The organism is Streptomyces sp. 2114.4 (assembly GCF_900187385.1).
Lineage (GTDB): Bacteria > Actinomycetota > Actinomycetes > Streptomycetales > Streptomycetaceae > Streptomyces > Streptomyces mooreae.
On sequence record NZ_FYEY01000001.1, the window covers coordinates 1,810,580 to 1,831,986 of the forward strand.

Genomic DNA, 21,407 nt, shown 5'->3' on the forward strand with positions numbered 1-21,407 from the left:
CCGTCAGCCGACCGCGCCTTCCATCTGCAGCTCGATCAGCCGGTTCAGCTCCAGCGCGTACTCCATCGGCAGCTCACGGGCGATCGGCTCGACGAAGCCGCGCACGATCATCGCCATGGCCTCGTCCTCGGACAGGCCACGCGCCATCAGGTAGAAGAGCTGGTCCTCGCTGACCTTGGAGACGGTCGCCTCGTGGCCCATGGAGACATCGTCCTCGCGGACGTCGACGTAGGGGTAGGTGTCCGAGCGCGAGATGGTGTCCACCAGGAGGGCGTCACACAGCACGTTGGACTTGGAGCCCGCGGCGCCCTCGCCGATCTCGACCAGACCGCGGTAGGAGGTCCGGCCGCCGCCTCGCGCCACCGACTTGGAGACGATGTTGGAGGAGGTGTTCGGCGCCATGTGGACCATCTTGGAGCCGGCGTCCTGGTGCTGGCCCTCGCCCGCGAAGGCGATGGACAGGGTCTCGCCCTTGGCGTGCTCGCCCATCAGGTAGACGGCGGGGTACTTCATCGTCACCTTGGAGCCGAGGTTGCCGTCGACCCACTCCATGGTCGCGCCCTCGTAGGCGACGGCGCGCTTGGTCACCAGGTTGTAGACGTTGTTCGACCAGTTCTGGATGGTCGTGTAGCGGCAGCGGCCGCCCTTCTTCACGATGATCTCGACGACCGCGGAGTGCAGCGAGTCGGACTTGTAGATCGGCGCGGTGCAGCCCTCGACGTAGTGGACGTAGGCGTCCTCGTCGACGATGATCAGCGTCCGCTCGAACTGGCCCATGTTCTCGGTGTTGATCCGGAAGTAGGCCTGCAGCGGGATGTCGACGTGGACACCCTTGGGGACGTAGATGAACGAGCCGCCGGACCACACCGCGGTGTTCAGCGACGCGAACTTGTTGTCGCCGACCGGGATGACCGTGCCGAAGTACTCCTGGAAGATCTCCGGGTGCTCCTTGAGCGCGGTGTCCGTGTCCAGGAACAGGACGCCCTGCGCCTCCAGGTCCTCGCGGATCTGGTGGTAGACGACCTCGGACTCGTACTGCGCGGCGACACCGGCGACCAGGCGCTGCTTCTCCGCCTCGGGGATGCCCAGCTTGTCGTAGGTGTTCTTGATGTCCTCGGGCAGGTCCTCCCAGGAGGCGGCCTGCTGCTCCGTGGAGCGGACAAAGTACTTGATGTTGTCGAAGTCGATGCCCGACAGGTCCGAGCCCCAGTTCGGCATGGGCTTCTTGTCGAACAGCTTCAGGCCCTTGAGACGGAGCTTGAGCATCCACTCCGGCTCGTTCTTCTTCGCCGAGATGTCGCGGACGACGGCCTCGGAGAGACCGCGCTTGGCGGAAGCGCCGGCCACGTCGGAGTCGGCCCAGCCGTATTCGTACTTGCCCAGACCCTCGAGCTCGGGGTGAGCAGTCTCCGTGGGGAGCGTCATGCGGGGTTCCTCCCGGCCGTGCTTGCAGATGCTGTGGTGGTCTTGCTGGTGCGTGCGGTGCTGTGCGCGGCCTTGCCGGCACCGGCCTTCGGGATGAAGGTCGTGCACACCCCGTCGCCATGGGCGATGGTGGCAAGCCGCTGTACGTGGGTCCCGAGCAATCGGGAGAAGACCTCGGTCTCCGCCTCGCACAGCTGCGGGTACTGCTCGGCGACATGGGCGACCGGGCAGTGGTGCTGGCAGAGCTGTTCACCGAGCTGGGGATTGGGGGCGCTGCGCGCCGTAGCAGCGTACCCGTCCGCGGTCAATGCCTTCGCCAGGGCCTCGGTACGGGCCTGCGGCTCCGCGCTCTCGACCGCCCTGCGGTAGCCCTCGGCCTGGGCCGCGAGCCGGGCGCGGGCGAATGCCGCGACGGCGGCCTCGCCCTGCTCGCCGCCGCCCGCGCTCTGCGCGATCCAGCGCAGCGCATCGGAGGCGAGCTGATCGTAGGCCTGGTCGAAGGCGTCCCGTCCGCAGTCGGTGAGGGCGAAGGACTTCGCCGGGCGGCCGCGGCCACGCGCGCCGTAGACCCGCTTCTCGCGGGGCTCGACGACGCCCTCGGCGACCAGCGCGTCCAGATGCCGGCGCACCGCGGCCTGGGTCAGCCGCAGCCGCAGGGCCAGCTCGGCCGCGGTGGACGGACCGTGGTCGAGGATGGAGCGGGCGACCCGGTTGCGGGTGCCCTGCTGTTCGTCGTGCGGCGCCGGGGCGGGCGCGGCGGCCGCCGCGCGCTGCTCAGCCTGCTCGGGCGCGGAGGCGGCCGGCCCTGCGGTCGGGTCGACCGCGGGCCCTTCCTGATCCTCGCTCGCGTATTTCACAACGTCATTGTTGCGTAATTCGTCGAAGCTGTACAAGCCTCGTCCGGATCACGGACGGGTGGCCTCTATCACTTAGGCTGCCCTAAATTCAAGTACCTTCCGAGCCCGAAAGCGCTGCCGACCTGCGACGGGACGGACCCGCCCGGTGCGGCGCACCGGGCGCGCGGGGCGGTGGAACCGACAGGCCCGCATACCGCCGGATTGCGTACCCGGGCGCGGAAAAGCACCGGCGCCCCCGTTGAAGAGCCCCCCGCCACTCTCCGTAGACTGCCCGCCATGCCCAGCACCTCCCCGGGGGGCGACCCCCGGCCCCCCGGACGAGAGCCTGCCGTCGAGATCGTCGGCCTGGTCAAGCGGTACGGGACCAAGACCGCCGTGGACGGCCTCGACCTGACCGTCGCACGCGGCGCGGTGACCGCCGTGCTCGGCCCCAACGGCGCCGGCAAGACCACCACGGTCGAGACCTGCGAGGGCTACCGCCGCCCGGACGCCGGCCACGTCCGGGTCCTGGGCCTGGACCCGGTCGCCGACGCCGCGGCGCTGCGGCCGCGGATCGGCGTGATGCTGCAGTCCGGCGGCGTCTACGCGGGCGCCAAGGCGGAGGAGATGCTGCGGCACACCGCCACCCTGCACGCCCACCCCCTCGACGTCGGCGGGCTCATCGACCGGCTCGGTCTGGGCAGCTGCGGCCGGACGCCCTACCGGCGGCTGTCCGGCGGCCAGCAGCAGCGCCTCGCGCTGGCGATGGCCGTGGTCGGCCGCCCCGAACTCGTCTTCCTCGACGAGCCCACGGCCGGCCTTGACCCGCAGGCCCGGCACGCCACCTGGGACCTCGTGCGGGAGCTGCGCGCCGACGGCGTCAGCACCGTGCTGACCACCCACTTCATGGACGAGGCCGAGCAACTGGCCGACGATGTCGCGATCATCGACGGCGGCCGGGTGATCGCCCAGGGCACCCCGGACGCGCTGTGCCGCGGCGGCGCGGAGAACAGCCTGCGCTTCACCGGCCGTCCCGGCCTCGACATCGCCTCGCTGCTCAAGGCGCTGCCCGCCGACAGCGCCGCCACGGAACCGGCCTCCGGCGTCTACCGCGTCCACGGCAAGGTCAACCCGCAGCTGCTGGCCACCGTCGCCTCCTGGTGCGCCCAGAACGGCGTGATGCCCGACGCGATAGCCGTCGAGCGCCACACCCTGGAGGACGTCTTCCTGGAGCTCACCGGCAAGGAGCTGCGCTCATGAATCACGGCCACACGATTTTCGGTCGGGGGTCCGGGGGGCGCCCCCCGGGTAAGCACAGCCTGGAGCTCACCGGCAAGGAGCTGCGCGCATGACCGCCCTGGAGGCCGGAAACGGCACCGCCGCCGGCACCGGTACGTTCACCCCGCGCCCCGGTGCCGCCCCGCTGCCCCGGATGATCCGCGCGCAGGCGGCCCTGGAGACCAGGATGCTGCTGCGCAACGGCGAGCAGCTGCTGCTGACCGTCATCATCCCGACGCTGCTGCTGGTGCTGTTCTCCGCCGTCGACATCATCGCGGTGCCCACCGGCACGGCCGGCGGCAAGGGCAGCGCCGTGGACTTCCTGGCGCCCGGCATCCTGGCGCTCGCCGTGATGTCGACCGCCTTCACCGGCCAGGCCATCGCGACCGGCTTCGAACGGCGCTACGGCGTGCTCAAGCGGCTCGCCGTCTCGCCGCTGCCGCGCTGGGGGCTGATGACCGCCAAGACCTGCGCGGTGCTGGTCACCGAGGTGCTGCAGACCGTGCTGCTGACGGCCGTGGCGCTGGCGCTGGGCTGGTCCCCGCACGGCAACCCGCTCTCGGTGCTGCTGCTCCTCCTGCTGGGCACGGCCGCCTTCTCGGGCCTGGGCCTGCTGATGGCCGGCACGCTCAAGGCGGAGGCCACCCTCGCGGCGGCCAACCTGGTGTTCCTGCTGCTGCTGGTCGGCGGCGGCGTGATCGTTCCGCTGGACAAGTTCCCCGAGGCCGCTCAGAGCGTGCTCGGGCTGCTGCCGATCGCGGCGCTGTCGGACGGGCTGCGCGACGTCCTCCAGCACGGCGCCCAGATCCCCTGGCGGGACCTGGGCATCCTGGCGGTCTGGTCGGTGCTGGGGCTGGGCACGGCGGCCCGCTTCTTCCGCTGGGAGTGAGCCGCCGGGCGGCCGTGCCTCCGAGCGGTTCCGCGTGCGGACCGTCGCCCGGCACACCCCTCGTGAAAACTTGCACAAGGGCCCGCTTACGATGTCTCCCGTGCCGAAATCGCTGAACCCCCTTGAGCTGATCGCCCGCCGCTGGCAGCCGTCCGCGGCCTTGGTACGACGGGCCGCGCTGGCCACCGTGGTGATGGCCGTGATCATCGTCGTCACCGGGGGCGCCGTCCGGCTCTCCCAGTCCGGACTGGGCTGCTCGACCTGGCCCAAGTGCACGCCGGACAGCCTGACGCCGACCGCCGCGATGGGCATCAACGGGCTCATCGAGTTCAGCAACCGCATGCTGACCTATGTGCTGTGCGCGGTCGTCGGGGTGTTCATCATCGCCGCCCGCGCCCGTCACCCCCGGCGCCGTTCGCTCACCCGCCTGGGCTGGGCGCAGTTCTGGCTCGTCATGAGCAACGCCGTCGTCGGCGGCGTCACCGTCCTCACCGGACTCAACCCGTACATCGTCAGCTCGCACTTCCTCGCGGCCACGGCGCTGCTCACGGTCGCCGTGCTGTCCTGGAAGCGCGCGTGCGAGGGCGATGACACGCCACGTGATGTGGTCGCCCGGCCGGTGCGGCAGCTGGCCTGGCTGCTGGTGGGGGCGACCGCCGCGCTCACCGTCATCGGCACGGTCGTCACCGGCGCGGGCCCGCACGCGGGCGACGCCAGGAAGGTGCACCGCATCCCGCTGGACTGGCAGGAGATCACCCAGCTCCACGTGGACTTCGTCTACATCGTCGTCGGCCTGTCCGTCGCCCTGTGGTTCACGCTGCGCGCCGTCAAGGCGCCGGCCGCCCCGCGGCGGCTGGTCCTGGAGCTGTTCGCCTGCCTCGCCCTGCAGGGCGTCATCGGCTACGTCCAGTACTTCATGGGCCTGCCCGAAATCGTCATCGGCTTCCACATGCTGGGGTCGTCCCTGGTGTGGATCTGGGTGCTGCGGGTCTGCCTGTCGTTGCGCGACCGCGGGCCGCTCCCGGAAGGGGACCCCGACGAGTCCGCTCCCTCCTCCGCCGCGCAGGAGGCACCGGAGCCTCAGCCGGCCTCCGCACTCAGCCGGTAGATCCGGCGCGCGGTCCCCGACCCGACCATCTCGGTGATCCGGCGCCCGTCCTCGGCGCCGCACAGCCCCTCGTCGGCCCACTCCCGTACGAGGCGGCCCATGGCCCGCAGAAAGCACCGGGCGCCGGTCACATACAGCTCGGGCAGCCCGCGGGCGCCCGAGGAGAACAGCAGCTTGCCGAACGGTGCCCGGCCGAGCGTGTCCCCAGGGCGGGGCCCGGCGTCCGCGTACACATGGGCGTGCACCGCGGCGAGCTCCGCCGCCCACCGGTGGTGCGGCGCCCGCGGCAGCAGGACGAGAGCCGAGCCGGTGCCGGCCGTGGCGCGCAGGAAGGCCGCCAGCGGCCGCGGATCGGGGCAGTGCAGCTGCACCGGGAGGCCGGTCGCCACCGCGCTCCACAGCAGATGCCGTACGAGCACGGGCTCCCCCAGCCGCTCCCCCGGACGGCGCCCGCGCAGCCAGCGGTCCGCCGCACGCCGTACCTCTCCCGCTTCGGGCGCGTGCCCGTCGCAGTAAGTGGCGCCGGAGGCGAAGGCGGTGGTGTGCTGGGCCGCTGCGTACAGGGCCTCGGAGGTGTAGCCGAGGAAGGAGTCGACGCTGCCGGAGGTGTCGGCGACCTGCTCGGCGAGGGGTTCGAGCCGGACGACCTCGTGGGCCCCGGCTTCGGCTGCGGTGGCGAGTTCACCGGCCGAGGTCAGGGCGTCGGGGGTGCCGGTCTCCAGCAGGAACGTGCCGATGCCGGAGCCGCGCAGCAGCAGACGGCCGGCCCGGTAGGCGCCGACCTCGCGCCTGCGGGCCAGGTAGCTGGCGGGCGGGCACTGCGGTTCCAGGCCGAGCAGCGGGGGGCACCAGCGGCGTATCGCAAGGCCCGTGAAGCTGTCGAAGTAGCTGGTGCCCGCGGGGGCCGGGCCGTGGGCACCGACCGCGGCGGCGAGGTGCGTCTCGAAGGAGCCGAGTCCGAGCTCACCGTGCACCGCGCCATGGCTGTGCTGATCGATGAGCGGCACGAGGCCGTCCATCCGCTCCTCCTCGCCGTAGGCCCGCCGGGCGCGGCCGGAGCGCCACACCTGGTGGGCTTAACGGGCGAGGAGGTGGTGAGGTAGCGGGCTCCGCTTCCGGCGTGCGCTCCGGCGCACGGCGCGCGGGTTCCGGGCCGTCAGCCGTTGGACGGGCCGCCCACCTGGATGCCCGCCATCCGGGACCACTCGTAGCGGCCGGTACGGACCTTGGCGGCAAGGTCGCCGTCGAAGTCGTCCTGGAGCGTGAGGCCGGCCTTGGCGGCGGCGTCCTTGGCGGAGCCGAAGGTGTCCGCGACGAGGTTGCCCCACTCGCCGTCGGCCCCGACGAGCGCGATCCGGGTGCGGCCCCGGCCGATGTGCGCGAGCTGGCCCTCGGCGCTGCCGCCGTGCGTGGCGGCGAAGGCGCGGATCTGCTTGGCGAGCCGGTCCGCGTGCTTGCCGGCCCTCTTGTCGGTGCGTGCCGCGGCCTTCACGTCGGCCGCCGTCTCCGTCTGCTCGTCCGCCTGCTGGGTGTCTGCCATACCGACATGCTACCCATCGGTAATCAACGAAGGAAGGGATCCACGGCGACGGCGACGAACAGCAGCGACACATAGGTGATGGACCAGTGGAACAGCCGCATCTCCTTGAGCTTGGCGCCCGTGATCCCGGCCTTGGCGCGGGACTGCAGACCGTGCGCCTCCTTGAGCCAGAAGGCGCCGCAGACGACCGCGACGGCGGTGTAGAACCAGCCCGTGTAGCCCAGCGGCTGCAGCAGCAGCGAGACGGCCACCATCACCCAGCTGTAGGCGACGATCTGGCGCGCGACGACCTTGTTGCCCGCGACGGCCGGCAGCATCGGCACCCCGGCGCGCTCGTAGTCGTCCTTGACCTTCATCGACAGCGGCCAGTAATGCGGCGGCGTCCAGAAGAAAATGACGAGGAAGAGGATGAACGAGGCCCAGGAGACGGAGTTCGTCACCGACGACCAGCCGATGAAGACCGGCATACAGCCCGCGATGCCGCCCCAGACGATGTTCTGGGAGGTACGCCGCTTGAGGATCATCGTGTAGACGACGACATAGAAAAGCAGCGCACCGAGCGACAGCATCGCCGACAGCGGGTTGACGAGGAACCAGAACAGGGCCGTGGAGCCCACCGCGAGCGCGGTCGCGAAGACCAGGCATTCGCGGGGGCTCACCATGCCGGTGACCAGGGGACGCTGGGACGTACGGTCCATCAGCGCGTCGATGTCGCGGTCGAGGTACATGTTGAACGCGGCGGCGCCGCCGGCGGAGAGGTAACCGCCGATGCAGGTCACCAGCACCAGCATCAGATCCGGCACGCCCTTGGCCGCCAGGAACATCACCGGCACCGTGGTCATCAGCAGCAGCTCGATGACCCGCGGCTTGGTCAGCGCCACGAACGCCTTGACGCGGGCCCCGAGCGGCCGGTCGCCAGGACTCCCGGGGACCGGAGAAAGCGCCCCCACAGGACGGGATTCGACGGCCGTCACGCACACCCCTGGAAGTAACATCAGCGGCCTCTGCCGCGGAAGAGATAAGGCCTGCAAGCCCGTCCGGCCGTGAATACCCGGTGAAGGGCTTGCGCGTACCACGCCACTTTAGACGTTGGCCATATGGCGATCTTCGCGGGGGTGGGGTCGTGTTGGGCGTCGGGGCACGGGCGGCGACGGTATCCACGGGCCGGTGGCCGCCCGGCGTTCGGGAGGCGAACGCGACCGCCGCCCGGCAGTCTGGTCCTAAGGCCTCGCCTCGGGGCCGGGAATGCCCCCGGTGGTGAGGTGGTTGCCCAAAGCGACAGCCGTGACGCCCACGTACCGACTGAGCGCCGAAAACACCGACTGAGCGTCGAAAAGACGCACGCACTTGCGGGGGTAGGCTCGACACCGCCTGGCGGACATACCGTCCGCGGCATTCGACATGTGGAGAGGAGCCCTGACTCAGGGTGAGCACCAAGCCGACCACCACAGACCTCGAGTGGACCGAACTGGATCAGCGGGCAGTGGATACGGTCCGTGTCCTGGCCATGGATTCCGTGCAGAAGGTCGGTAACGGCCATCCGGGTACGGCCATGAGCCTGGCTCCGGCCGCCTACCTTCTCTTCCAGAAGCTGCTGCGGCACGACCCGGCGGACGCGAACTGGACCGGACGCGACCGGTTCGTCCTCTCCGCCGGCCACTCCAGCCTGACCCTCTACATCCAGCTCTACCTCGCCGGTTACGGCCTGGAGCTGGACGATCTGAAGGCGTTCCGCACCTGGGACTCGAAGACGCCGGGCCACCCCGAGTACGGCCACACCACCGGCGTGGAGACGACCACCGGCCCGCTGGGCCAGGGTGTCGCCAACGCGGTGGGCATGGCGATGGCCGCCCGCTACGAGCGCGGTCTGTTCGACCCGGAGGCGCCCGAGGGCAGCTCGCCCTTCGACCACCACATCTACGCCATCGCCGGTGACGGCTGCCTGCAGGAAGGCATCTCCGCCGAGGCCTCCTCGCTCGCGGGCCACCAGAAGCTCGGCAACCTCATCATGCTGTGGGACGACAACCACATCTCGATCGAGGGCGACACCGAGACCGCGGTCTCCGAGGACACCTGCAAGCGCTACGAGGCCTACGGCTGGCACGTCCAGCGGGTGGCCCCGAAGGCCAACGGCGACCTGGACCCCGAGGCGCTGTACCACGCCATCGAGGCGGCCAAGGCCGAGACCGGGCGCCCGTCGTTCATCGCGATGCGCTCGATCATCGCCTGGCCGGCCCCCAACGCCCAGAACACCGAGGCCGCGCACGGCTCGGCGCTGGGCGAGGAGGAGGTCGCGGCCACCAAGCGGGTCCTCGGCTTCGACCCGGAGAAGTCCTTCGAGGTCCCCGAGGAGGTGCTGGCGCACACCCGCGCCGCCCTCGACCGCGGCCGTGACCTCGAAAAGGAGTGGGGCAAGAGGTTCGCCGACTGGCGCACCACGAACCCCGGGCACGCCGCGGAGTTCGACCGGGTCGCCGCGGGCGAGCTGCCCGCGGGCTGGGAGGACCACCTCCCGTCGTTCGAGACCGGCAAGGCCGTGGCCACCCGCGCCGCGTCCGGCAAGGTGCTGCACGCGCTCGGTGCGGTCATCCCCGAGCTGTGGGGCGGCTCCGCCGACCTGGCGGGCTCGAACAACACCACGATCGACAAGACCTCGTCGTTCCTGCCCGAGGGCAACCCGCTGCCGGGCGCGAACCCGTACGGCCGCACGATCCACTTCGGTATCCGTGAGCACTCCATGGCCGCGGAGATGAACGGCATCACGCTGCACGGCAACACCCGGGTCTACGGCGGCACCTTCCTGGTGTTCTCCGACTACATGCGCAACGCCGTCCGGCTGTCCGCGCTGATGCACCTGCCGGTGACCTACGTGTGGACGCACGACTCCATCGGCCTGGGCGAGGACGGCCCGACCCACCAGCCGATCGAGCACCTGGCCTCGCTGCGCGCCATCCCGAACCTGAACCTCGTGCGCCCGGCCGACGCCAACGAGACCGCCATCGCCTGGCGCGAGATCCTGCGGCGCTGGACGAAGGAGTACGGCGTGGGGTCCCCGCACGGCCTCGCGCTGACCCGTCAGGGCGTGCCGACGTACCCGGCCGACGAGAACACGGCCAAGGGCGGTTACATCCGGTTCGAGGCCGAGGACGCCGACGGCAAGACCGTCACGCCGCAGGTCGTGCTGATCGGTACCGGCTCGGAGCTGCAGCTCGCCGTCGAGGCGCGCGAGCAGCTGCAGGCCGAGGGCGTGCCCACCCGCGTGGTGTCGATGCCGTCGGTCGAGTGGTTCGACCAGCAGGACCAGGCCTACCGCGACAGCGTGCTCCCGCCGTCCGTCAGGGCCCGGGTCGCCGTCGAGGCCGGCATCGGTCTGACCTGGCACCGCTTCGTCGGTGACGCCGGGCGCATCGTGTCCCTGGAGCACTTCGGTGCCTCGGCCGATGCCAAGACCCTGTTCCGCGAGTTCGGCTTCACCGCCGACGCGGTCGCCTCCGCCGCCCGCGAATCTCTCGAAGCCGCCGCGCGCTGACGACGCCCGTACACGACAAGTAGGAGATGCAGAACCCATGACAGACGCACTCAAGCGCCTCTCCGACGAAGGCGTCGCGATCTGGCTGGACGACCTGTCGCGCAAGCGCATCACGTCCGGCAACCTCGCCGAGCTGATCGACCAGCAGCATGTCGTCGGTGTCACGACGAACCCGTCGATCTTCCAGAAGGCGATCTCCTCGGGCGACGGCTACGAGCAGCAGCTCGCCGACCTCGCCGCCCGCAAGGTCACCGTCGAGGAAGCCATCCGCATGATCACGACGGCGGACGTCCGCGACGCCGCCGACATCCTGCGCCCGGTCTTCGACGCCACCGGCGGCCAAGACGGCCGGGTCTCCATCGAGGTGGACCCGCGCCTGGCACACCACACCGTCCCGACCATCGCCGAGGCCAAGCAGCTGGCCTGGCTGGTGGACCGCCCCAACACGCTGATCAAGATCCCGGCCACCAAGGCGGGCCTCCCGGCGATCACCGAGGTCATCGGCCTGGGCATCAGCGTCAATGTCACGCTCATCTTCTCGCTGGAGCGCTACCGCGAGGTCATGGACGCCTACCTGGCGGGCCTGGAGAAGGCCAAGGCCGCAGGCCTGGACCTGTCCCTGATCCGCTCGGTCGCGTCGTTCTTCGTGTCCCGGGTGGACACCGAGATCGACAAGCGCCTGGAGAAGCTGGGCACGGACGAGGCCAAGGCCCTCAAGGGCAAGGCCGCGCTGGCCAACGCCCGGCTGGCCTACCAGGCGTACGAGGAGGTCTTCTCCTCGGAGCGCTGGGCCGCCCTCGACAAGGCCGGCGCCAACAAGCAGCGTCCGCTGTGGGCCTCGACCGGCGTCAAGGACCCCGCGTTCAAGGACACCCTGTACGTCGAGGACCTGGTCGCCCCGGGCACGGTCAACACCATGCCGGAGGCCACCCTGGAGGCCACCGCCGACCACGGCCGGATCACCGGTGACACCGTGCGCGCCGGCTACGACGCCGCCAAGGCCGACCTGGCGGCGACCGAAGCGCTCGGGATCTCGTACGACGAGGTCGTACAGGTCCTGGAGGACGAGGGCGTGGAGAAGTTCGAGGCGTCCTGGAACGACCTGCTCAAGTCCACGGAGGCGGAGCTCAAGCGCCTCGCTCCCTCGGAGGGCTGATCTCCCTTGTCTGATGCACACGGAGCCAACCCGCTTCGTGACGCCCTGGACCGACGGCTCCCGCGTATCGCGGGGCCGTCGGGCCTGGTGATCTTTGGCGTCACGGGCGATTTGTCCCGTAAAAAGCTGATGCCCGCCGTCTACGACCTGGCCAACCGCGGTCTGCTGCCGCCGGGTTTCTCGCTCGTCGGGTTCGCCCGCCGCGAGTGGGAACACGAGGACTTCGCGCAGGAGGTGTACGCGGCGGTCAAGGAGCACTCGCGTACGCCGTTCCGCGAGGAGGTCTGGCAGCAGCTGGTCCAGGGCTGCCGCTTCGTCCAGGGCAACTTCGACGACGACGAGGCCTTCGAGACGCTGAAGGAGACGATAAGCGAACTCGACAAGGCCCAGGGCACCGGCGGCAACTTCGCCTTCTACCTGTCCGTACCGCCGAAGTTCTTCCCCCAGGTCGTCCAGCAGCTGAAGAAGCACGGGCTGGCCGACCAGAAGGAGGACTCCTGGCGGCGCGCGGTCATCGAGAAGCCCTTCGGTCACGACCTGAAGAGCGCCCAGGAGCTCAACCGGATCGTCCACGAGGTCTTCCCGCCCCACGAGGTCTTCCGGATCGACCACTACCTGGGCAAGGAGACGGTCCAGAACATCCTGGCGCTGCGGTTCGCCAACACGATGTTCGAGCCGCTGTGGAACCGCAGCTATGTCGACCACGTCCAGATCACGATGGCCGAGGACATCGGCATCGGCGGCCGGGCCGGCTACTACGACGGCATCGGCGCCGCCCGTGACGTCATCCAGAACCACCTCCTCCAGCTGCTCGCGCTGACCACCATGGAGGAGCCCGCCTCCTTCGAGGCGGATGCGCTGGTCGCGGAGAAGACCAAGGTGCTGGGCGCGGTCCGGCTGCCCAAGGACCTCGGCAAGGAGACGGTCCGCGCGCAGTACGCGGAGGGCTGGCAGGGCGGCGAGAAGGCCGTCGGCTACCTCCAGGAAGACGGCATCGACCCCAAGTCGAAGACCGACACCTATGCCGCGATCAAGCTGTCGATCGACAACCGCCGCTGGGCGGGCGTCCCCTTCTACCTGCGCACCGGCAAGCGCCTCGGCCGCCGCGTCACCGAGATCGCGGTGGTCTTCCAGCGTGCGCCCCACTCCCCCTTCGACCGCACCGCCACCGAGGAACTGGGGCAGAACGCCCTGGTCATCCGGGTGCAGCCGGACGAGGGCGTGACCGTCAGGTTCGGCTCCAAGGTCCCGGGCACCTCGATGGAGGTACGGGACGTGTCGATGGACTTCGCCTACGGCGAGTCCTTCACGGAGTCCAGCCCCGAGGCCTACGAGCGGCTGATCCTCGATGTGCTGCTCGGCGACGCCAACCTCTTCCCGCGTGTGGAGGAGGTGGAGCAGTCCTGGCGGATCCTCGACCCGATCGAGACGTACTGGGAGAAGCACGGCAGGCCCGCGCAGTACCCGGCGGGCAGCTGGGGCCCCGCCGAGGCGGACGAAATGCTCGCACGAGACGGACGGAGCTGGCGTCGGCCATGAAGATCGATTTGACGGAAACCACGTCCAGCAAGATCAACAAGGCGCTGGTCGAGGGACGCCGCGCGATCGGCACCCCGGCCATAGGCATGGTGCTCACCCTCGTCATCGTCACCGACGAGGAGAACGCCTACGACGCCCTGAAGGCGGCCAACGACGCGTCCCGTGAGCACCCCTCGCGCACCCTCGTCGTCATCAAGCGGGTCAGCCGGTCGCCGCGCGACCGCGCCAAGGCCCGCCTCGACGCCGAGGTCCGGCTCGGCACGGACGCCGGCACCGGCGAGACGGTCATACTCCGCCTCTACGGCGATGTGATCGACCACGCCCAGTCGGTGGTGCTCCCGCTGCTGCTGCCGGACGCACCGGTCGTGGTCTGGTGGGCGGTGAACGCCCCGCTGGACCCGGCCAAGGACCCGCTCGGCGCGCTGGCCCAGCGCCGGGTGACCGATGCCTACGCCGCCGAGCAGCCCATCGAGGAGCTGGCGGCGCGCGCTGACACCTACACCCCGGGTGACACCGATCTGGCCTGGGCCCGCATCACGCCCTGGCGCTCGATGCTGGCGGCGGCGCTCGACCAGGCCCCCTGCACGGTGACCTCGGCCGAGGTCACCGGCGAGGAGTTCAACCCCAGCTGCGAGCTGCTCGCCATGTGGCTGGCCGACCGGCTGCAGGTCCCGGTCACCCGCAAGGTGTCCGACGGCCCGGGGCTGACGGCCGCACGGATGGAGTCCAGCACCGGTGCGATCGTGCTGGACCGCCCGGACGGTTCGCTGGCCACGCTCTCGATACACGGCCAGCCCGACCGCGCGGTGGCGCTCAAGCGGCGGGACACCGCCGAGCTGCTGGCCGAGGAACTGCGCCGGCTCGACCCGGACGAGATCTACGCCGGTGCCCTGAAGTACGGCGTGGACCGGCTGGGTGACACCGCCGGCGGGCAGCCGGCGGCCGGCGAACCGGCGGCCGGCGAGCCGGAGGCAGGTAAGGATGCCCCGGCCAAGCCCACGGCGAAGAAGGCAGCCAAGAAGGCAGCCGCCAAGTGAGCGCTCCACAGGTCGTCGTCCACCGCGACAAGGAGCTGATGGCCAAGGCCGCGGCGGCCCGGCTGATCACGAAGATCGTGGATGCCCAGGCCGCCCGCGGCTTCGCCTCCGTGGTCCTGACCGGCGGGCGCAACGGCAACGGGCTGCTCGCGGCCCTCGCCGAGGCGCCCGCCCGCGACGCCGTGGACTGGTCCCGGCTCGACCTGTGGTGGGGCGACGAGCGGTTCCTGCCGGACGGCGATCCGGAGCGCAACTACACCCAGGCCCGGCAGGTGCTGCTGGACAGCGTCCCGCTGGACCCGGCACGGGTGCACCCCATGCCCCCGTCGGACGGCCCGTACGGCAAGGACGCCGACGCCGCCGCCGAGGCGTATGCGGCCGAACTGGCCGCCGTGGCAGGGCCCGAGGACCACGGACCGGTGCCCTCCTTCGACGTCCTGCTGCTGGGCGTCGGCCCGGACACCCATGTGGCCTCGCTCTTCCCCGAGCTGCCTGCCGTCTACGAGCAGGAGCGGACGGTGGTGGGGGTGCACGGCGCCCCCAAGCCGCCGCCCACCCGCACCTCGCTGACCCTGCCCGCGATCCGCGCGGCACGGGAGGTCTGGCTGCTGGCGGCCGGTGAGGACAAGGCCAACGCCGCGGCCATCGCCCTCTCCGGCGCCGGGGAGGTCCAGGCTCCGGCGGCCGGCGCACGGGGCCGCAGCCGGACCCTGTGGCTGCTGGACGGGGCGGCGGCGGCGCAACTGCCGCGCGGCCTCTACCCGCCGGCGTCGGCCTGAACGCCGCCGCAGCAGGAGCCCATACCGAAGGCCCCGCGCCCTGAAGGGTGCGGGGCCTTCGGCGTTGCCGTGGTCACCGGGCGGCGCTGCCGGTGGTCCCGGCCGTGTCGGTGATCCCGACACCCCCGGTGCCCCCGGCGATCAACGCCCGCGCAGCTCCCGGTACTTGGCGACCAGGCCGGCCGTGGAGGCGTCGAGGCCCGGCACCTCCGCGCCGTCCGTCAGGGCCGGTTCGACGCGCTTGGCCAGGACCTTGCCCAGCTCCACGCCCCACTGGTCGAAGGAGTCGATGTTCCAGACCGCACCCTGGACGAACACCTTGTGCTCGTAGAGCGCGATCAACTGGCCCAGCACGGACGGGCTGAGTTCACCGGCCAGGACGGTGGTGGTGGGGCGGTTGCCCGGGAAGGTCTTGTGCGGCACCAGTTCCTCGGCCACGCCCTCGGCTCGCACCTCCTCGGGCGTCTTGCCGAAGGCCAGCGCCTGGCCCTGGGCGAACAGGTTGGCCATCAGCAGGTCATGCTGGGCGACCAGGCCCGGCTGCAGGTCGTCGACCGGCCGGGCGAAGCCGATGAAGTCGGCCGGGATCATCTTCGTGCCCTGATGGAGCAGCTGGTAGTAGGCGTGCTGGCCGTTCGTGCCGGGCGTGCCCCAGACGACGGGGCCGGTCTGCCAGCCGACCCGGTGGCCCTCGCGGTCCACGGACTTGCCGTTGGACTCCATGTCCAGCTGCTGCAGATAGGCGGTGAACTTGGAGAGGTAGTGGCTGTAGGGCAGCACGGCATGCGACTGGGCGTCCCAGAAGTTGCCGTACCAGATGCCGAGCAGACCCAGCAGCAGCGGGGCGTTCTCCTCCGGCGGGGCGCTGCGGAAGTGCTCGTCGACGAGGTGGAAGCCGGCCAGCATCTCGCGGAAGCGCTCCGGGCCGATCGCGACCATCAGCGACAGGCCGATGGCGGAGTCGTAGGAGTAGCGGCCGCCGACCCAGTCCCAGAACTCGAACATGTTGTCCGTGTCGATACCGAACTCCGCGACCTTCCCTGCGTTGGTCGACACCGCCACGAAGTGCTTGGCGACGGCCTCCTGGCCGGCTCCCAGACCGGTCAGCAGCCAGTCGCGCGCGGAGGTGGCGTTGGTGATGGTCTCGATGGTGGTGAAGGTCTTCGAGGCGACGATGAACAGCGTCTCGGCCGGGTCCAGGTCGCGGACCGCCTCGTGCAGATCGGCGCCGTCCACATTGGAGACGAAGCGGAACTGCATGTCCCGGTGGGTGAAGGCGCGCAGCGCCTCGTACGCCATCGCCGGGCCCAGGTCCGAGCCGCCGATACCGATGTTGACGACGGTCTTGATCCTCTTGCCGGTGTGACCCTTCCAGTCGCCGGAGCGGATCCGGTCGGCGAAGGTCCCCATCCGCGTCAGGACGTGGTGCACCCCGGGGACGACGTTCTCGCCGTCGCTCTTGATGGCCTCGGAGGCGGGGGCACGCAGTGCGACGTGCAGCACGGAACGCCGCTCGGTGATGTTGATCTTCTCCCCGCGGAACATCGCGTCCCGCAGCTCGGCCACCCCGCGCACCGCGGCCAGGTCGCGCAGCAGCCCCAGCGTCTCGTCGGTGACCAGATGCTTGGAGTAGTCCAGGTGCAGATCGCCGACCTGGAGGGTGTAGCGCTCGGCGCGCCCCGGGTCCCGCTCGAACAGCTCGCGCAGCTGCACCTGCGCCAGCTGCTCCCGGTGCTTGCTCAGCGCCGTCCACTCAGGCAACTGATCGAGCCTGCTGCGGCCTTCTGCGTTCATCTCGGACATCAGCCTTCTTCATCTCGTACCGGCCCCGCCATCTCCCAACCTAATTGATCAGGGCGCGGTAGGAGGTATCTGTCCGCTGTCGGACGAGGCGCCGTCGGGGAGCTGAAGAACGGGTGTCAACGCGACGGCTCCCAGGGCCAGCAGGGCGGCGGCCAGCAGCGCGGGGGCGTTGGGCCCGAAGGCCGTGGCGGCCGCACCGCCGCACAGCGCGCCGAGCGGTGTCCCGGCGACGGAGACCGTACGGAAGGCGGAACTGATCCTTCCGAGCATCCCGGCCGGGCTGCGCCGCTGCACGGCCGTGGTCTCCAGGACGTTCCACACCATGCCGGCGAAGCCGAACAGCCCCAGGAGCAGCGCCGCGAGCCAGACCGAGCGCAGCGTACCGAAGCCCACCAGGGTCACCGCCTGGAGCACTCCGGCGAGCAGCAGGGTGCGGCCGGTGCCGCCGACCGCGGCGATCGTCCGGTCCGCGAGGAGACCGCCCAGCACCATCCCGATGCCGTAGCCGGTGGTCACGACGGCATAGCCGAAGTCCCCGGCACCCAGCCAGCCCTTGACGACCACCACCAGGGTCGCGATCAGCGCGCCGATGCCGATATTGCCCAGCGCCACCGACACACAGAACGCGCGCAGCACCCGGTCGCGCCACAACTGCCGTATCCCCTCGGCGATTTCGCGCCGGACGGTGCGCCCTGCGGTGGCCGGCCGCCCGGCCGGCGGGGCGGTGCGCAAGGAGGCGACGAGGACGGCCGCGACAAGATAGGTGGCCGCGTCGGCCAGGAACGGGAGGGCGGCACCGAGCGCGATCAGCACCGGGGCCAGCGGTCCGCCGGCGAACCGGCCGGCCAGCTCCTGACCAGTCATCAGCCGGGCGTTGGCGGCAGCCAGCTTCTCCTTGGGCACCACCGCGGGCAACAGGGCCGTGGCGGCGTTGTCGAACAGGGTCTGGAGGGTGGTGAGCGCGAAGGACAGCGCGAGCAGCAGAGCGATGCCCGCCCGGTCGAGCGCCACGGCCAGCGCGAAGCCGGCCATCAGCAGCCCGCGCAGCACATCGACCGCCCACATCGCCCGCCGCTGGTCCACCCGGTCGGCCACCGCACCGCCCAGCAGCCCGAAGAGCAGCCAGGGGGCGAAGCCACAGGCCGTGACGAGCGAGATCAGCAGGGGATCGTCCGTCAGGGAATAGGCGAGCAGCGGCAGTGCCGTGCCGCGCAGGGCGTCACCGAAACGGGAGACGGCGGCGGCGGCCCACAGCCGGCCGAAGCCGCCGCCCCGGACGGGCCCGCCCGTGCCCACCGCTGAGCCCGCCTTCGTGCCCGCTCCGCTGTCCGTCATGCCGCCGCCCCCGTCCGCGTCGCCCGCATCGTTCACGTACGGAAACGGTACGGGCGACCACTGACAGCGGCCCTCGGGCAACTTCCCCATCCGCTGCCTCAGATGCGCGTACCAACGCGGACGGCCCGGCCGGAGGGGAGGTGTCCCCTCCGGCCGGGCCGACCGAGATGAGCTGGCTGATCCGTCAGATTTCGCCGCGGAGCTTGGCAAGCGCCTCCGCGAGGATCGCCTCACCGTCGGCGTCGCTGCGGCGCTCCCGGACGTAGGCGAGGTGGGTCTTGTAGGGCTCGGTGCGCGGCGGGTCCGGCGGGCTGTCCCGGTCCTTGCCTGCCGGGAAACCACAGCGCGGGCAGTCCCAGGTGTCCGGAACCTGCGCGTCGCCGGCGAAGCTGGGCTGCGTCTCGTGCCCGTTGGAGCACCAGAAGGAGATGCGGGTGCGCGGCGCGGACTCGCCGCGCTCGGCCTCCCCCATCGGCCCCGCCCCGACCCGACTTCCTCGGATCGCGTTGCCACTTGCCACGGTCGTAACTCCCTGCGTCATGGTGCTGCACAGCCTCTCGCAGCAGCTGGGCTGCGGAACGCCCCAGTCTACGTAAGGCCCAACGCGCGTCCAGTGGCTGGAGTTACCCGTCCGAGGACGCCTGCCTCATGATAGGCCGCGCCTCCGACGCATTGTCAGTTGCCGAGCTTCATCAGGATGCCGAGCACGACGATGCAGGCGAACCACAGCAGACCGATCACGATGGTGATGCGGTCGAGGTTGCGCTCGGCGACCGAGGAGCCACCGACCGAGGACTGCATGCCGCCACCGAACATGTCGGACAGGCCGCCGCCCTTTCCCTTGTGCATGAGCACCAGCATCATCAGCAGCAGGCTGAAGACGATGAGGGCGATCGAGAACCCGATGACCACGGCTGGACCAACTCTCTAGGACTGACGGACGGAGGTATGGATCACGATATCGGTAACAAATGGTGCGGGGCCGGGGGCGGTGCTGCTGCACCGGTCCCGGCCCCGACAGGGTACGACGAGGGCTCCCCCTCGTCATAGCTGCTACTGGTCGCGGAAGCGGACGATCTTCACAAACTCGTCCGCGTCCAGCGCCGCGCCGCCGATCAGCGCGCCGTCGACGTCGGGCTGCGCCATGATCGCGGCGACATTGCCGGACTTGACCGAGCCGCCGTACTGGATGCGGACCTTGTCGGCCAGCTCCTGGCTGTACAGCTCGGCGAGGCGGCCGCGGATGGCACCGCAGACCTCCTGCGCGTCCTCGGGGGTGGCGACCTCGCCGGTGCCGATGGCCCACACCGGCTCGTACGCGATCACGATCGTCTCGGCCTGCTCGGCCGGGACGTCCGCCAGACCACCGTCGACCTGGGCGAGGGTGTGCGCGACCTGGTTGCCGGCCTTGCGTACGTCCAGGCCCTCACCGACGCACAGGATCGGGGTGATGCCATGCTTGAAGGCGGCCTTGACCTTGGCGTTGCAGATCTCTTCGTTCTCGCCGTGGTACTGGCGGCGCTCGCTGTGGCCGATCGCCACGTACGCGCACTTGAGCTTGGCCAGCATCGGGCCGGAGATCTCGCCGGTGTAGGCACCGGAGTCGTGCGCGGAGATGTCCTGGGCGCCGTACTTGATCTTGAGCTTGTCGCCGTCGACCAGCGTCTGCACCGAACGCAGATCGGTGAAGGGCGGCAGGACCGCGACCTCCACGGCGTCGAAGTCCTTGTCGGCGAGGGCGAAGGCGAGCTTCTGGACGTGGGCGATGGCCTCGAGGTGGTTGAGGTTCATCTTCCAGTTGCCCGCCATCAGCGGGGTGCGGTCAGTCACGTTGTTCAGTCCTCCAGAGCGGCGAGGCCGGGCAGCGTCTTGCCTTCGAGGTATTCGAGGCTGGCGCCGCCGCCGGTCGAAATATGGCCGAATGCATTCTCGTCGAAGCCCAGCAGGCGCACGGCGGCGGCCGAGTCACCGCCGCCGACGACGGTGAAGGCGTCCGAGTCCAGCAGCCCCTTCGCGACGGCCTCGGTGCCGCCGGCGTAGTCGGGGTGCTCGAAGACGCCCATCGGGCCGTTCCAGAAGACGGTGGCCGCGTCGGCGAGCTTCGCGGCGTAGAGCTCGCGGGTCTTCGGGCCGATGTCCAGGCCCTCCTTGTCGGCCGGGATGGCGTCCGCGGCGACGATGTCGGGGTGGGCCGGGGCCTTGGTCTTCAGGTCCGGGAACTCGCCGGAGACCAGCACGTCGACGGGGAGGACGAACTCCACACCGCGCTTCTCGGCCCGCGCCAGGTACTCCAGGCAGGCCGGGACCTGGTCCTCCTGGAGCAGCGAGATGCCGACCTCGTGGCCCTTGGCCTTGAGGAAGGTGTACGCCATCCCGCCGCCGACCAGGATGCGGTCGGCCTTCTCGATCAGCTGGTCGATGACGGCGAGCTTGTCGGAGACCTTGGCGCCGCCGAGCACGACGGCGTAGGGGCGCCGGACGTCCTCGGTGAGCTTCTTCAGGACGCGCACCTCGGTGGCGATCAGATCGCCGGCGGCGTGCGGAAGGCGCCGGGGCAGGTCGTAGACGGAGGCGTGCTTGCGGTGCACGGCACCGAAGCCGTCGCCCACGTACAGGTCCGCGAGGGCGGCGAGACGGTCGGCGAAGGCGGCGCGCTCGGCGTCGTCCTTGCTGGTCTCGCCCGCGTTGAAGCGAAGGTTCTCCAGCACGGCCACCTGGCCGTCGGCCAGCGCGGCCGTCACGGACGCGGCGGACTCACCGACCGTGTCGGTCGCGAACGCCACGGCCTGCCCGAGGATTTCCCCCAGCCGCCCGGCCGCGGGGGCCAGCGAGAAGGCCGGGTCCGGGGCGCCCTTGGGGCGGCCCAGGTGGGAGGCGACGATCACCTTGGCGCCGCGCTCGACGAGCTTGGCGATCGTCGGGGCAACGGCGCGGATCCGGCCGTCGTCGGTGATGGTGGTGCCGTCCAGCGGCACGTTCAGGTCGGCGCGGACAAAGACCCGCTTACCGGCTACCTGGAGGTCGTCGATCGTCTTCATGAGGAATGACTCCATCACATGGGTCGGTCGGTCGCGGAACGGGGCTCGTGCGACGCCTCATCGCGTCACACGAGCCCCGTCCCCACATCTCGGTGTCCCGGGCGTCAGCCAGGGA

19 protein-coding genes are annotated in these 21,407 nt (G+C 70.7%); 8 read left to right on the forward strand and 11 right to left on the reverse strand.

The window, feature by feature from the left end:
• Positions 1-3: 3 nt before the first annotated feature.
• Positions 4-1,425, reverse strand: coding sequence for a Fe-S cluster assembly protein SufB (gene sufB, locus CFW40_RS07925; protein WP_086718023.1), 1,422 nt, complete (start codon positions 1,423-1,425; stop codon positions 4-6).
• Positions 1,422-2,282, reverse strand: a complete 861-nt coding sequence (locus CFW40_RS07930) for a metalloregulator ArsR/SmtB family transcription factor (RefSeq protein WP_088797117.1) — start codon at positions 2,280-2,282, stop codon at positions 1,422-1,424. Before CFW40_RS07930 ends, sufB begins: the two co-directional genes overlap by 4 nt.
• A 276-nt stretch (positions 2,283-2,558) precedes the next feature.
• Here CFW40_RS07930 and CFW40_RS07935 point away from each other — a divergent pair, with 276 nt between their 5' ends.
• The 3 genes from CFW40_RS07935 (at position 2,559) to CFW40_RS07945 (ending at position 5,536) form a co-directional block, all read left to right on the forward strand.
• A complete protein-coding gene (locus tag CFW40_RS07935) occupies positions 2,559-3,521 on the forward strand; it encodes an ABC transporter ATP-binding protein (RefSeq protein WP_088797118.1) in 963 nt (320 codons plus the stop codon).
• Between the two features lie 88 nt (positions 3,522-3,609).
• Entirely contained in the window at positions 3,610-4,428 is an 819-nt protein-coding gene (locus tag CFW40_RS07940; protein ID WP_088797119.1) for an ABC transporter permease, read from the forward strand.
• Positions 4,429-4,528: 100 nt separating this feature from the next.
• Complete coding sequence (locus CFW40_RS07945; protein ID WP_088797120.1) at positions 4,529-5,536, forward strand: heme A synthase; 1,008 nt, start codon at positions 4,529-4,531, stop codon at positions 5,534-5,536.
• Here the strand turns inward: CFW40_RS07945 and CFW40_RS07950 are convergent.
• The 3 genes from CFW40_RS07950 to CFW40_RS07960 all read right to left on the reverse strand — a co-directional run bounded on the left by CFW40_RS07950 (position 5,509) and on the right by CFW40_RS07960 (position 8,056).
• Positions 5,509-6,555, reverse strand: a complete 1,047-nt coding sequence (locus tag CFW40_RS07950; protein WP_088797121.1) for an amidohydrolase — start codon at positions 6,553-6,555, stop codon at positions 5,509-5,511. The genes CFW40_RS07945 and CFW40_RS07950 overlap by 28 nt on opposite strands.
• A 137-nt stretch (positions 6,556-6,692) precedes the next feature.
• On the reverse strand, positions 6,693-7,076 hold the full coding sequence (locus CFW40_RS07955; RefSeq protein ID WP_088797122.1) for a hypothetical protein: 384 nt from the start codon (positions 7,074-7,076) through the stop codon (positions 6,693-6,695).
• Between the two features lie 23 nt (positions 7,077-7,099).
• Complete coding sequence (locus CFW40_RS07960) at positions 7,100-8,056, reverse strand: heme o synthase (RefSeq protein ID WP_088797123.1); 957 nt, start codon at positions 8,054-8,056, stop codon at positions 7,100-7,102.
• Between the two features lie 446 nt (positions 8,057-8,502).
• Here CFW40_RS07960 and tkt point away from each other — a divergent pair, with 446 nt between their 5' ends.
• From tkt to pgl, 5 genes are read left to right on the forward strand one after another with little or no spacing between them, the layout of a single operon-like run.
• A complete protein-coding gene (gene tkt, locus CFW40_RS07965) occupies positions 8,503-10,605 on the forward strand; it encodes a transketolase (RefSeq protein ID WP_088797124.1) in 2,103 nt (700 codons plus the stop codon).
• Positions 10,606-10,642: 37 nt separating this feature from the next.
• Positions 10,643-11,761 carry a transaldolase gene (gene tal / locus CFW40_RS07970; protein ID WP_088797125.1) on the forward strand — a complete coding sequence of 373 codons (1,119 nt, stop codon included), beginning with the start codon at positions 10,643-10,645 and terminating at the stop codon, positions 11,759-11,761.
• A 6-nt stretch (positions 11,762-11,767) separates the two neighbouring features.
• Positions 11,768-13,300 (forward strand): glucose-6-phosphate dehydrogenase, encoded by a 1,533-nt coding sequence (zwf, locus tag CFW40_RS07975; protein WP_088797126.1) that lies wholly within the window; start codon positions 11,768-11,770, stop codon positions 13,298-13,300.
• Positions 13,297-14,337, forward strand: coding sequence for a glucose-6-phosphate dehydrogenase assembly protein OpcA (gene opcA, locus CFW40_RS07980; RefSeq protein ID WP_088797127.1), 1,041 nt, complete (start codon positions 13,297-13,299; stop codon positions 14,335-14,337). The genes zwf and opcA overlap by 4 nt, the downstream gene beginning before the upstream one ends.
• A complete protein-coding gene (pgl, locus tag CFW40_RS07985) occupies positions 14,334-15,116 on the forward strand; it encodes a 6-phosphogluconolactonase (protein WP_088797128.1) in 783 nt (260 codons plus the stop codon). The genes opcA and pgl overlap by 4 nt, the downstream gene beginning before the upstream one ends.
• A gap of 141 nt (positions 15,117-15,257) precedes the next feature.
• On the opposite strand, the gene pgi is transcribed toward pgl, so the two are convergent.
• The 6 genes from pgi to pgk all read right to left on the reverse strand — a co-directional run bounded on the left by pgi (position 15,258) and on the right by pgk (position 21,292).
• Entirely contained in the window at positions 15,258-16,910 is a 1,653-nt protein-coding gene (gene pgi / locus CFW40_RS07990; RefSeq protein WP_088801966.1) for a glucose-6-phosphate isomerase, read from the reverse strand.
• A 57-nt stretch (positions 16,911-16,967) separates the two neighbouring features.
• Positions 16,968-18,254, reverse strand: coding sequence for an MFS transporter (locus CFW40_RS07995; RefSeq protein ID WP_371127333.1), 1,287 nt, complete (start codon positions 18,252-18,254; stop codon positions 16,968-16,970).
• A gap of 184 nt (positions 18,255-18,438) precedes the next feature.
• The gene (locus CFW40_RS08000) at positions 18,439-18,774 is read right to left on the reverse strand and encodes an RNA polymerase-binding protein RbpA (protein ID WP_006606296.1); all 336 of its coding nucleotides are present in this window, start codon (positions 18,772-18,774) and stop codon (positions 18,439-18,441) included.
• A gap of 155 nt (positions 18,775-18,929) precedes the next feature.
• Positions 18,930-19,166, reverse strand: a complete 237-nt coding sequence (gene secG / locus CFW40_RS08005) for a preprotein translocase subunit SecG (RefSeq protein ID WP_006606295.1) — start codon at positions 19,164-19,166, stop codon at positions 18,930-18,932.
• A gap of 141 nt (positions 19,167-19,307) precedes the next feature.
• A complete protein-coding gene (tpiA, locus tag CFW40_RS08010) occupies positions 19,308-20,084 on the reverse strand; it encodes a triose-phosphate isomerase (RefSeq protein WP_088797129.1) in 777 nt (258 codons plus the stop codon).
• Between the two features lie 5 nt (positions 20,085-20,089).
• Positions 20,090-21,292 carry a phosphoglycerate kinase gene (gene pgk / locus CFW40_RS08015; RefSeq protein ID WP_088797130.1) on the reverse strand — a complete coding sequence of 401 codons (1,203 nt, stop codon included), beginning with the start codon at positions 21,290-21,292 and terminating at the stop codon, positions 20,090-20,092.
• Between the last annotated feature and the right edge of the window lie 115 nt (positions 21,293-21,407).

Excerpts from the sequence above, each read along its gene's own strand:
- sufB (WP_086718023.1), bottom strand. The coding sequence starts at position 1,425 with ATGACGCTCCCCACGGAGACTGCTCACCCCGAGCTCGAGGGTCTGGGC.
- CFW40_RS07935 (WP_088797118.1), top strand. The coding sequence starts at position 2,559 with ATGCCCAGCACCTCCCCGGGGGGCGACCCCCGGCCCCCCGGACGAGAG.
- CFW40_RS07940 (WP_088797119.1), top strand. The coding sequence starts at position 3,610 with ATGACCGCCCTGGAGGCCGGAAACGGCACCGCCGCCGGCACCGGTACG.
- CFW40_RS07950 (WP_088797121.1), bottom strand. The coding sequence starts at position 6,555 with ATGGACGGCCTCGTGCCGCTCATCGATCAGCACAGCCATGGCGCGGTG.
- CFW40_RS07955 (WP_088797122.1), bottom strand. The coding sequence starts at position 7,076 with ATGGCAGACACCCAGCAGGCGGACGAGCAGACGGAGACGGCGGCCGAC.
- tal (WP_088797125.1), top strand. The coding sequence starts at position 10,643 with ATGACAGACGCACTCAAGCGCCTCTCCGACGAAGGCGTCGCGATCTGG.
- opcA (WP_088797127.1), top strand. The coding sequence starts at position 13,297 with ATGAAGATCGATTTGACGGAAACCACGTCCAGCAAGATCAACAAGGCG.
- pgi (WP_088801966.1), bottom strand. The coding sequence starts at position 16,910 with ATGAACGCAGAAGGCCGCAGCAGGCTCGATCAGTTGCCTGAGTGGACG.
- CFW40_RS07995 (WP_371127333.1), bottom strand. The coding sequence starts at position 18,254 with ATGACGGACAGCGGAGCGGGCACGAAGGCGGGCTCAGCGGTGGGCACG.
- pgk (WP_088797130.1), bottom strand. The coding sequence starts at position 21,292 with ATGAAGACGATCGACGACCTCCAGGTAGCCGGTAAGCGGGTCTTTGTC.